10 protein-coding genes, 1 tRNA gene and 1 rRNA gene are annotated in these 11,703 nt (G+C 45.6%); 9 read left to right on the top strand and 3 right to left on the bottom strand.

The window, feature by feature from the left end; all coding sequences use genetic code 11:
• Window positions 1-206 precede the first annotated feature (206 nt).
• A 5S ribosomal RNA gene (gene rrf, locus BM257_RS08485) occupies window positions 207-319 on the top strand.
• A 57-nt stretch (window positions 320-376) separates the two neighbouring features.
• On the opposite strand, the gene BM257_RS08480 is transcribed toward rrf, so the two are convergent.
• Window positions 377-1,648, bottom strand: a complete 1,272-nt coding sequence (locus tag BM257_RS08480; protein WP_092071043.1) for a FimB/Mfa2 family fimbrial subunit — start codon at window positions 1,646-1,648, stop codon at window positions 377-379.
• Window positions 1,649-2,016: 368 nt separating this feature from the next.
• Here BM257_RS08480 and BM257_RS08475 point away from each other — a divergent pair, with 368 nt between their 5' ends.
• Entirely contained in the window at window positions 2,017-2,412 is a 396-nt protein-coding gene (locus tag BM257_RS08475; RefSeq protein ID WP_369821317.1) for a lytic transglycosylase domain-containing protein, read from the top strand.
• 58 nt (window positions 2,413-2,470) lie between these two features.
• Here BM257_RS08475 and BM257_RS08470 read toward each other — a convergent pair.
• Window positions 2,471-2,543: transfer RNA gene (locus BM257_RS08470), tRNA-Met, on the bottom strand.
• A gap of 193 nt (window positions 2,544-2,736) precedes the next feature.
• On the opposite strand from BM257_RS08470, the gene BM257_RS08465 reads away from it, so the two are divergent.
• From BM257_RS08465 to BM257_RS08455, 4 genes are read left to right on the top strand one after another with little or no spacing between them, the layout of a single operon-like run.
• Entirely contained in the window at window positions 2,737-3,336 is a 600-nt protein-coding gene (locus tag BM257_RS08465) for a TetR/AcrR family transcriptional regulator (RefSeq protein ID WP_092071040.1), read from the top strand.
• A gap of 21 nt (window positions 3,337-3,357) precedes the next feature.
• The gene (fabG, locus tag BM257_RS08460) at window positions 3,358-4,095 is read left to right on the top strand and encodes a 3-oxoacyl-[acyl-carrier-protein] reductase (RefSeq protein WP_092071037.1); all 738 of its coding nucleotides are present in this window, start codon (window positions 3,358-3,360) and stop codon (window positions 4,093-4,095) included.
• A gap of 10 nt (window positions 4,096-4,105) precedes the next feature.
• A complete protein-coding gene (locus BM257_RS14565; protein ID WP_143096808.1) occupies window positions 4,106-4,453 on the top strand; it encodes a DUF2946 family protein in 348 nt (115 codons plus the stop codon).
• Window positions 4,454-4,495: 42 nt separating this feature from the next.
• Window positions 4,496-6,532, top strand: coding sequence for a TonB-dependent receptor (locus tag BM257_RS08455; protein ID WP_092071034.1), 2,037 nt, complete (start codon window positions 4,496-4,498; stop codon window positions 6,530-6,532).
• 2 nt (window positions 6,533-6,534) lie between these two features.
• On the opposite strand, the gene BM257_RS08450 is transcribed toward BM257_RS08455, so the two are convergent.
• Entirely contained in the window at window positions 6,535-6,957 is a 423-nt protein-coding gene (locus BM257_RS08450; protein WP_255405660.1) for a hypothetical protein, read from the bottom strand.
• A 146-nt stretch (window positions 6,958-7,103) separates the two neighbouring features.
• Here BM257_RS08450 and BM257_RS08445 point away from each other — a divergent pair, with 146 nt between their 5' ends.
• The 3 genes from BM257_RS08445 (at window position 7,104) to BM257_RS15160 (ending at window position 11,692) form a co-directional block, all read left to right on the top strand.
• Window positions 7,104-8,759 (top strand): glycogen/starch synthase, encoded by a 1,656-nt coding sequence (locus BM257_RS08445; protein WP_092071081.1) that lies wholly within the window; start codon window positions 7,104-7,106, stop codon window positions 8,757-8,759.
• A gap of 36 nt (window positions 8,760-8,795) precedes the next feature.
• Window positions 8,796-11,366 (top strand): alpha-glucan family phosphorylase, encoded by a 2,571-nt coding sequence (glgP, locus tag BM257_RS08440; protein WP_092071028.1) that lies wholly within the window; start codon window positions 8,796-8,798, stop codon window positions 11,364-11,366.
• 191 nt (window positions 11,367-11,557) lie between these two features.
• Window positions 11,558-11,692: a hypothetical protein gene (locus BM257_RS15160; RefSeq protein WP_255405659.1), complete on the top strand. Its 135-nt coding sequence runs from the start codon at window positions 11,558-11,560 to the stop codon at window positions 11,690-11,692.
• Window positions 11,693-11,703 lie beyond the last annotated feature (11 nt).

The following is an 11,703-nucleotide window of genomic DNA, read 5'->3' as shown; positions in this document are numbered from 1 at the left end:
CAGGTGTAAAGACGGTGACGTCAAAGCCGAGCTGTACTAATTGCCCGAACGCTTTCGCGTCGAGTCATCCCTTCAGTTGTTGTTTCGCTGTCCTGACCGGCGTCTTGCTTGTGGAGATTGTCACCTATACGGTTGGTGATGTGGTGGGAGAGTGATGTAATCCTAATTCCTAATTCCTAATTCCTAATTACTAATCCGAAGAATTATCAGGTGGTTATTGCGGCGGGGTCCCACCTCTTCCCATTCCGAACAGAGAAGTTAAGCCCGCCTGCGCCGATGGTACTGCAATGCAATGCGGGAGAGTAGGAGGCCGCCACTTTTATTGATGAAGCCCTGATTCAGCAATGAATCAGGGCTTTTTTGTTAATAATATATTTTACTGTTTGAATTTTAGAATGGTTACTGGGCGGATTTCTTCTCCTGCATTATACTGGATATTGAGAAGTCCATTGCTGTTGAATATCTTGATCCTTCCGTCTTCTAAATAATAGTAGAATTTAGTCAGGATGTGAAGGAGTCCTGATTTGGAAGATATTAGACTTGCTTCCTCTTTATTAGGTAATCTCCATCCGGAGATATTGTAGATGGACAAAGAGTTTAATTGACTATTGACATCCTGGAGGACTTGTTCTTCAGTTTTATTCTGAGGATCAATACTGATATCTTCTTTATAAGCGAGGAGTACTTCTTTGTATCCTTTCTCATTTGGCGTGACATTCACCACATAACAATCTTTATAGACGGTGTTTGCTGCTGGAGCAGTCGCGTTGATGATATCGTCGTCATCATCATTGTTGTTGTTACCATTATTATTCTCATTAGAGATATTACTTTCCCCAAAACTGAAGACAATATCTCTGTTTCCTGCCCAAGAGCTACCAGTGATACTTCCAATGATATTGACGTTATGATCTTCTTGATAGGTGGCATTGATACTGATCTGATAATTCTTCATGAGGTCATCAGGACAGGAATAGATGTAGTCTTTAACAGAATTATCTTTTTGCGTCATACTAATGGTAATGATTGCAGATTCTGTGTCAAGAAGCATCATGACAGGAGTGGGTAGTACCCATTCCCCATTACCATGGTCTGCGAGAGAATAGTTGTGAGTCCATTCTGTCCCTAGTTTTCCGTTAATCAGAATGCTTTTATAGCTAGTAGACAATGAGATACTGATGGAAGAGACATCTGCAGGTACTTGGCTGATAGTCACATTGGTCAGTTGGATAACCTGTCTTTCGAGCTGGAGTGTTAGTTGGTAATCCTCCTTAGTCTCAAGGATGACGTCTTGGTGAGCCGTCATCAGGTCAGTATGCTCCTTCCCTTCTCTTAAAGTGATTTCAGAATTCTCCTCTATCGTCTCTTCTGACGGGAGAATATAACAACTTTCGTCAGTTCCTCCAATAGCATAGACAGAGTAGGATCCAAGGGGAAGACTGAAGGCGAGCGGAGTGTCTTCGTCTATTAGCTTCTTGTGATTAACAAATGTCTTTGTTTCTTTGCCAAACACATAAACATCCACAGGGAAACTGATAGTCTCCTCAGCATTCACGTTTCGAGTAATGATACTCACTGAACTCTCAGCGTTGATGGGATCGTCGCTGATAAGTTCCTTCTCGCAAGCTCCTAGAGCCCACGGGGACATGCATAGAAATGCACGTGTTAATAATTTTTTAATAGGCATACTAATAGTTTTTAGAACTACATTGTATTGTAATGAACGTTGATCCCGAATAGCTGAATGGTTAATCCGAAATCGTCTGCAAAGATAATTCTTTTTCTCCTATTTACCAAATATCTTCATTGTTTTCTTACTTTTATTTCTGTTTTCGACCTCTTGATATATGTTAATTAATTGATAATCAATGTTATAATTTGTAGTATTGTTTGGTTGGTTGAATAAAATGCCGTACCTTTGCCCCCGAAAATAATAGTGTGGCGGTTGAATGTCTCGTGGTGAGACGGTCATACTTAAAAGAGAATTATATGATAAAGGTTGTTAGAAAAATGTTAATGACAGCATTAGTTTTGATGGTTAGTTCTGTTAATTCGTATGCTGAGAAAAATGGCTCTTTTGACTGGAATCCTGTAATCAATGCGATTATTCAGGTGGAAAGTGGAGGAAACTCCAGGGCAGTTAGCGGCCCCTCATGTGGTGCTATGCAAATTACACCTATTTGTGTGAAGGAGTGCAACCTCATTCTGGAGAAGAGAAAGAGCAAGAAGCGTTTTACCTTAAACGATCGTTTTGACGTTCAGAAGTCTAAGGAGATGTTTCTCCTGATACAGTCGTTTTTCAATCGCGCTAATGATGTTGAGCATGCCATCCGTTCATGGAACGGAGGTCAGCACTATTCGAAACGTGCTACTCAGCGTTACTACGAGAAGGTGATGCGACACCTGAAGTAATTAGAAACTACAACTAAAAGAGAGACGCAATCCAAAGGGTTGCGTCTCTCTTTTTTAGTTGCGGAGGCAGGATTCGAACGTGCGACCTCCAGGTTATGAGCCTGGCGAGCTACCAACTGCTCCACTCCGCGATCAATTTCTCTTAAGCGGCTGCAAAGGTACGACTATTTTTTGAAAAGACCAAAAAAATAAGCTGTTTTTTTGTAAATAAGCTGTTTTTCCGGCAATTTCTGTGAAAAGATTTGGCTGTTTGGAAAGTATTTTCTAATTTTGCACACTGTATTTGTTATGTGCAATGCAAAATAATTTGGGAGGATAGAAAAGATGTCAATATCAAAGACCAGACAGAAGTTGGTTGACGTGGCGCGCCAATTGTTTGCCAAGAATGGAATGGAGAATACGACGATGAATGACATTGCCCTTGCCTCAGGCAAGGGACGCCGTACCCTCTATACCTATTTCAAATCGAAGGAAGATATCTATTATGCCGTCATCGAGGGAGAATTGGAGCGTTTGTCCGATAAACTTGATGAAGTTGCCGCCCGTAAGATTCGTCCTCAGGACAAGGTGGTGGAGTTGATATACACTCATCTGAATATGATTCGTGAGACGGTGGTGCGCAATGGTAATCTTCGTGCAGAGTTCTTCCGTAATATCTGGATGGTGGAGAAAGTCCGCAAGAGTTTTGACGCCGCAGAGATTGAGCTTTTCTGCAAAGTATTCCGTGAGGGAAAGGAAGACGGAGAGTTTGACATAGATAATGTGGATTTGGTGGCAAACATCACCCATTATTGTATCAAGGGACTTGAGGTACCATATATCTATGGACGTATTGCCCATGGGCTCTCAGAGGAAGCCACTAAGCCACAAGTCGCCAAGTTTGTCTATGGTGCTTTGGGACATATTACGATTAAAAACAATTAATATATTAATCAATAAAGAATTATGGGATTATTAGAAGGTAAGACAGCTTTGATTACAGGAGCTGCACGCGGTATTGGAAAAGCTATTGCATTGAAGTTTGCCGAGGAAGGCGCTAATATCGCATTCACCGATTTAGAGGTGAATGAAGAGACAGAGAAGGAGATCGCAGCCAAGGGTGTAAAGGCAAAGAGCTATGCCTCCAACGCTGCAGACTTTGCTCAGACAGAGGAAGTGGTGAAGGCAGTGAAAGAGGAGTTTGGCAGTGTTGATATTCTGGTGAATAACGCAGGTATCACGAAAGACGGTCTGATGCTTCGTATGACAGAGCAGCAGTGGGATGCTGTGATTGCGGTCAACCTGAAATCAGCCTTTAACTTCATTCATGCCTGTGTCCCTGTGATGATGCGTCAGCGTGGTGGTAGTATCATCAATATGGCATCTGTGGTAGGTGTTCACGGTAATGCCGGACAGGCAAACTATGCAGCGTCAAAAGCTGGTCTGATAGCCCTTGCCAAGAGTATTGGTCAGGAGATGGGTCCCAAGGGAATCCGTGCCAACGCCATTGCTCCCGGTTTCATTGATACCGCTATGACCCAGGCATTGCCTGACGATATCCGCAAGGAGTGGATTAATAAGATTCCTCTTCGTCGTGGTGGTCAGGTGGAGGATATCGCCAACGTTGCTACCTTCCTTGCCTCCGACATGTCTAGTTATGTCAGCGGTCAGGTCATTCAGGTAGATGGTGGTATGAACATGTAATCCATTAGAAATGAAGCAGACGCAGAAGAGAACATGGGCTGCAAGGCTGTTGCTATTGGTGTTCTTGCCAATACTGCTGTTCTCTTTCATGCACACCCATCAGTATGCCGTCAGTGTGGAAAGTGGTTGTTACGAGTGTACCAATCACTTACCACATGGAGGGCATATTTCTTTACAAGCCATTCATATTCATGACTGTGTACTCTGCCAGTTCGTCTCTCTGTCCTTTGTGGCAGCAATGACGGTGGTATTGGTAGTAGCAAGACAGGTTGACACAGTCTTATTATCCACCCAAACACCGCGGTGCCTGTCGGCGGTGTACCGTCCTCATTCCCCGCGAGCACCTCCTGTTATCTGATAAAATTGTATTTTAGTATAACATTTATCAGATAATACAAAAATGAAGGCAATATATATATTATTGCTGTCATGGGTATGCCTGTGTGCTCCCGTGGCGGCACAAACTGAGACAGATACTATTGATAGTTTCAGTCATCACATGCAACATCTGCAGGAAGTTACAGTGACGGGATTAACTGGTTCTACACGTGCCAACCATTCACCAGCACCTATTTCTGTGGTTGCTCCACGTGTCCTTCAGGAGACCTCATCGACGAATATCATCGATGCGGTGGCGCATCAGCCGGGAGTATCTCAGATTACAACAGGTAGCGGTATCTCCAAACCTGTCATTCGCGGTCTGGGTTATAATCGTATCGTTACCGTCAATGACGGAATCCGTCAGGAAGGACAGCAATGGGGTGACGAACATGGTATTGAGGTAGATGCCCAGACGGTGCACTCTGTCGAGATTCTGAAAGGTCCAGCCTCGCTGATGTATGGTTCCGATGCGATGGCTGGTGTGTTGGTACTTCACGAACAACCCGTCATGCCACAAGGAAAGATGCGGGCAATGGTAGGGGGTGAGTATCAGACGAATAACCGGATGTGGGACTATACTGTTGATTTCGCAGGTAACAAGGGCGGTGTCGTCTGGAACTGGCGATGGAGCCAGAAAGATGCCGGTGAGTATGAGAACAAACGTGATGGTAAAGTGTGGGGCTCGCAATTCCGTGAACAGGCACTGACAGGAATGTTAGGACTGAATCGCAGTTGGGGCTATTCCCACCTGAAGTTCTCCACCTACCATATTACTCCAGGACTTGTAGAGGGCGAACGTGATGAGGCGACTGGTGAGTTGGCGCCATCGGCAGCTTATCAGAAAATCTATCATCATAAAGCAGTTCTCGACAACTCTTTCATTATTGGTGATGGTTCATTAAAGGCTGTTGTTGGCTATCAGCAGAATCGCCGTAAGGAGTATGAGGAAAACGATGAGTTAGGACTCGACTTCCGCCTGCATACCGTCAATTATGATGTCCATTATGTCTCCACCAAGGATTTGTGGCAATGGTCGGCAGGTATTTCAGGAATGTGGCAACACTCAGAGAATCTTGGCGAGGAGTTCCTGATACCTTCCTATCGTCTGTTTGATATAGGTGCTTTTGCCTCTGTAACCCGTAATTTTAAGCAATGGACACTGAGTGGAGGACTGCGGTTCGACCATCGTCACCTGCACAGTTATGCCCTGATGGATGATGGCGAGGAGCGTTTTGAGGACTTCAGTCGTAATTTCAAAGGATTGACAGGTAGTCTTGGTGTTATTTATCGTATCACCTCTCAGTGGAATGCCCGTCTTAATCTTTCGCATGGTTTCCGTGCTCCTAACCTTAGTGAACTGGGTTCCAATGGTGAGCATGAGGGAACATTCCGTTATGAGATAGGTAATCACTCATTGTCACCAGAACGCAGTTGGCAGTTTGATCTGGGTGTTGACTATTCCTCAAGTATCCTTTCTGCTCAATTATCCCTGTTTGCCAATCACATCAACAACTATATCTTTTTACAACGGTTAGACGTGAAAAGCGATGAGTTTCAGTATATGTCAGGTGATGCCCGTTTGTGGGGTGGGGAACTATTGGTTGACTTACACCCCATTGAGCCCTTGCATTTCGAGAATACCTTCTCGTATGTGAATGCCGTACAGTTGCATCAACCATCGGGAAGTCGTTATCTGCCCTTTACACCGGCTCCTCGCTGGACTAGTGATTTACGTTATGATATTATTCGTGACGGACGTGTGCTGAACAACACCTATGTGAGTCTGGGAATGGAGTGCTATCTGCGTCAGGGTCATGTGCATACGGCGAATGCGACAGAGACGGAGACACCTTCTTATACACTGTTCAATCTCTCAGCTGGTACAGATGTCAAATGGCATGGCAGGAAAGTAGCTTCTGTATTCCTGAATGCCACAAACCTGTTCGATCGTTCTTACCAGTCGCATCTCAGTCGATTGAAGTATGCTGACGGACCAGGCATTTGTAATATGGGTCGTAATATTGGCATCAAAGTATTGATACCAATCTTGCTGTAACGCTATTTCTGCTTGAATTCCAGCGTCTTAGGGAGTTTCTGCCACTTACCGTTCTTCGGTATCTTGACAGTGCTCCCTTTTTCTTGTTTGAAGATATAGACGGAGTCGTTCTTACGTGTCAGTGTCGCCTCCAGATCCTCACTGCCGAAATCGTTGATCAGCGTCATGGAAGCCTTCTTCTCATCCTCTATCTCTGCCTCTACCATGACCCAGCAGAACGAGTGCCCCTTCCGCCCCAGATAACCAGGCAGCTCCCCGTACAGTTCCTGTCCTGCGATCTTGATGTTCTTATCATAAAAGTTGATACGCAGGAACACCTCATATTCGTCATTATAGAGATAACCTTTGAAAGACTTCCCTCCCTCCTGTGCAAAGACGGGAGACAGCAGCATACCGATAAATATAGATAAAATGGTTCTTTTCATCTTCAAATCTTTGTGTGCGACAAAGGTACTAAATCTAAATCAATTAATTGTATAAATGACTAAAAATATATCGACAAACATTCTGCGATTTAAAAATTTTTAAGTACCTTTGTAGCCGTTATACATGTATAAGAATGGGAAAAGAAATGTTAAAGCCTGATTATATCTTTGAATCGAGCTGGGAGGTTTGTAATAAGGTTGGCGGTATTTATACCGTGCTCTCCACTCGGGCAAAGACATTACAGGATGTGATGAAGGACCAGATCATCTTCATTGGTCCCGATTTTTGGCAGGAACAAGAGAGTCCATATTTCCAAGAGGATAAGTCGCTCTTTGCCGAGTGGCAATGGGAGGCGAAAGAGAATGGCCTTGAGGTGAGAGTCGGACGATGGACAGTTCCTGGAGAGCCAATCGCAGTCTTAGTGGATTTCAAGCCTTTCTTTGAGAAGAAAAACGAGATTTACGCATGGTTATGGGAGCACTATCATGTGGATTCATTGCATGCTTATGGCGATTACGACGAAGCATCCATGTTCTCGTATGCTGCTGCGTTGGTTGTAGAGAACTTCTATAATCACTATCTACTGAACAAAAAGAAACGTGTCATCTATCATGCTAACGAATGGATGTGCGGACTGGGTGCCTTGTATATTAATAATGTGCTGCCCCAGATCGGTACTGTCTTCACGACACATGCCACCAGCATTGGTCGTTCCATCGCAGGTAATCAGAAACCCCTTTATGACTACCTCTTCGCCTATCATGGTGATCAGATGGCTGATGAGCTGAACATGCAGAGCAAGCACTCCATTGAGAAGCAGACAGCATGGCATGTCGACTGTTTTACGACGGTCAGTGACATCACGGCAAATGAGTGTAAGGAACTGCTCGACAAACCTGTCGATGTGGTGCTGCCCAATGGTTTCGATAATAGTTTCGTTCCCAAGGCTGCCACCTTCACCAAGAAACGTAAGGCTGCCCGCAAGCGTCTGTTGGAGATCGCTAATGCCCTGTTGGGTGAGCGTCTTGACGATGACACACTGATTGTGTCTACCTCAGGTCGCTATGAGTTCCGTAACAAGGGTATCGATGTCTTTGTGGAGGCAATGAACCGTTTGTTGCGTGACAAGGACTTGAAGAAGAAGGTACTCGCCTTCATTGAGGTGCCTGGTTGGGTAGGGGAGCCCCGTAAGGACCTGCAGGAGCGTCTTGCCAGTGGGAAGTCGTTCGATACTCCCTTGGAGGTGCCGCAGGTGACCCACTGGTTGCATAACATGAGCCATGATAATGTGCTGGGTATGATGAAATACTACGATATGCACAATCGTAAGGAAGACCAAGTGAAAGTGATCTTCCTGCCGTGTTATCTCGACAGCAAGGATGGTATCATGGATATGACCTATTATGATGTCGTGCTGGGTAATGACCTCTGCATCTATCCCTCTTATTATGAGCCTTGGGGCTATACCCCGCTGGAGGCTGTCGCCTTCAAGGTACCATGTATCACCACCGACCTTGCAGGTTTCGGCCTATGGGCAAACAAGGAGTTTGGTCACTATGGTGAGATAGAGGACGGCGTGAAGGTGATCCATCGTACTGACTATAACTACTCTGAGGTTGCCGATACCATCAAGGATACTGTCGCCAGGTTCTCTGGTATGACAAAGAAACAGGTTGACGAGTGTCGTAAGCATGCTGATGAGCTCTCTAAGAAAGCACTCTGGAGTGAGTTCATTAAGTACTATTATGAGGCGTACGATATTGCTCTCCGTAAGGCGGAGACTCGTATGGAGAATAAGTAAAAAACGAACAAGAGAATATCAATACAATTATTAGTTATGAAAATTAAAGCTGATTATGCAAATGCTCCACAGTGGAAGGAACTGACTGTCAAGTCAAGTCTTCCCGAGCAACTGAAGTGTTTGGACGAGATTGCCCACAATATGTGGTGGGTATGGAACTACGAGGCACGTGACCTGTTCCGTGACCTTGACCCTGAGCTTTATCATGATGTGAAGCACAACCCGGTAATGCTGCTGGAGCGCTTGAGCTTCGCTCGTAAAGAAGAGATACTGAAAGACAAGGCGCTGATGAAACGTGTCAAGAACGTTTACGACTTGTTCCGCAAGTACATGGATGTAGCCCCAGACTCTAAGCGTCCCTCCGTCGCTTATTTCTGTATGGAGTATGGTATTCACTCTGCTCTGAAGATTTACTCTGGTGGTCTGGGTATGCTTGCCGGTGACTATGTGAAAGAGGCTTCAGACTCTAATGTCGATATGTGTGCCGTAGGTTTCCTCTATCGTTTCGGATACTTCACACAGAGTCTGTCAATGGACGGACAGCAGATTGCCAATTACGAGTCTCAGAATTTCGGCTCACTGCCCATCGAGCGTCAACTGGACAAGGACGGCAACCCATTGGTGATTGATGTTCCTTACACCAACTATCAGGTACATGCCAGTGTCTGGCGTGTGAATGTAGGTCGTGTGAAACTCTACCTGCTGGATACTGACAATGAGATGAACTCAGACTTCGACAAGCCCATCACACATAGTCTCTATGGTGGTGACTGGGAGAACCGTCTGAAGCAGGAGATCCTGCTGGGTATCGGTGGTATGCTGCTGTTGAAGAAACTGGGTATCAAGAAGGATATCTACCATTGTAACGAGGGTCACGCTGCTCTCTGCAACCTGCAGCGTCTGTGTGATTATATCGAGGAAGGACTGACCTTCAACCAGGCTTTGGAGTTGGTACGTGCCTCTTCTCTCTATACTGTTCACACCCCGGTTCCTGCTGGTCATGACTATTTCGAGGAGGGCTTGTTTGGTAAGTACATGGGTGCTTATCCTGCTAAGCTTGGCATCTCTTGGGATGAGTTCATCGGCATGGGACGTACTAATCCTAATGACCATGGTGAGAAGTTCTGTATGTCAACTTTCGCCTGCAACACTTGTCAGGAGGTGAATGGTGTGTCAAAGCTGCACGGATGGGTAAGTCAGCAGATGTTCGCTCCTATCTGGAACGGCTACTATCCTGAGGAGAACCACGTGGGCTATGTTACCAATGGTGTTCACTTCCCCACCTGGTGTGCTACTGAGTGGCGTAGTGTCTATGCCAAGTACTTTGATCCGAGCCACATGAGCGACCAGTCGAACGAGGAAATCTGGCACGGTATCTACAACTGTCCCGATGAGGAGGTATGGGCTACACGCCAGGCATTGAAGAAGAAACTATTCGAATATATCGCTGTCCAGTTTACGGAGACATGGCTGAAGAACCAAGGCGATCCCGCCCGTGTCGTGAAACTGGTAGAGCGCTTTAACCCCAATGCACTTGTTATCGGCTTCTGCCGCCGTTTCGCTACCTACAAGCGTGCCCACCTGTTGTTCACAGATCTTGAGCGTCTGAAAAGGATTGTCAACAATCCTGAGCGTCCTGTGATCTTCCTGTTCGCAGGTAAGGCTCACCCAGCCGATGGTGCTGGTCAGGGCCTGATCAAGAAGATCTTCGATATCTCCCAGCTCGATGAGTTCCAGGGTAAGATTATCTTCCTTGAGGACTACGACTTCCTGTTGGCTCGTCGTCTCGTCTCTGGTGTGGATATCTGGATGAATACTCCTACACGTCCTCTTGAGGCTTCTGGTACCTCTGGTGAGAAGGCTGAGATGAATGGTGTCGTCAACCTCTCCGTGAAGGACGGTTGGTGGCTGGAGGGCTATCGTGAGGGTGCTGGATGGGCTCTTACCGAGAAGCGTACCTACCAGAACCAGGGCTATCAGGATCAGCTTGATGCCGCTACCATCTATGGACTGTTGGAGAGTGAGATTATTCCCCTTTACTATGACAGGGATAAGAAGGGCATTTCGAAGGGCTGGATCAAGGTCATTAAGAACTCTATCGCCCAGATTGCTCCTCACTATACCATGAAGCGTCAGCTCGACGACTATTACAGCAAGTTCTACGAGAAAGAGGCTAAGCGCTTCAAGGAGCTTTCTAAGAATGACAATCGTCTTGCCAAGGATATTGCCCAGTGGAAAGAGGCTGTTGCTGAGCGTTGGGACGCCATCAATGTCGTCAGCTGCGAGTGGAACTTCCCTGCAACAGGTTGTGAGGCAGGACAGAAGTACTATATCAAGTACGTCATCAACGAGCAGGGTCTCGATGATGCCGTTGGACTGGAGAAAGTCAATGTTTGTCTTGACAAGGACGGACGTGAGAAAGTCTATAACGTGGAGCCGCTGAAGATGACGGGTCATGAAGGTAACAACTATACCTTCGAGGCAGAGTTGACTCCTCAGCAGTTCGGACAATACAAGTCGGCTATCCGCATGTATCCGAAGAACAAGAATCTTCCTCACCGTCAGGACTTCTGCTACGTGAAGTGGCTGGAGTTGCCTAACATGTAATCCGATAGAAGAATGATGATAAAAAGGGTGGGTCCGTCAATCACGGACCCATCTTTTTTTTGTGGTAACCTTGCCGTTCCCCATCCATCTTTAGCATTCTTTAACAAAACTATTTGCAGGGTGTCCCGACTTATGGTACACCCTCTCTTTAATTTTGCCATCGAAATTAATAACAATAAAAGAATAGTGATATGATCAGTTTATTATTTGTGGTAGCTATTATAATAGCATGTGGTGATCTCTTCATGGGGTATGTCATTGCCCTCAGTAACGAACCCTCTCAAGAGGACAAGACTACGATGAAGCGAAAGAAGGTTATACTTTAGTCATTTATATT

Origin of the sequence: Prevotella sp. tf2-5, assembly GCF_900115435.1 — a bacterium.
Lineage (GTDB): Bacteria > Bacteroidota > Bacteroidia > Bacteroidales > Bacteroidaceae > Prevotella.
The sequence above is the reverse complement of the archived record's forward strand: the minus strand, read 5'-3'. Positions and strand labels throughout refer to the sequence as shown.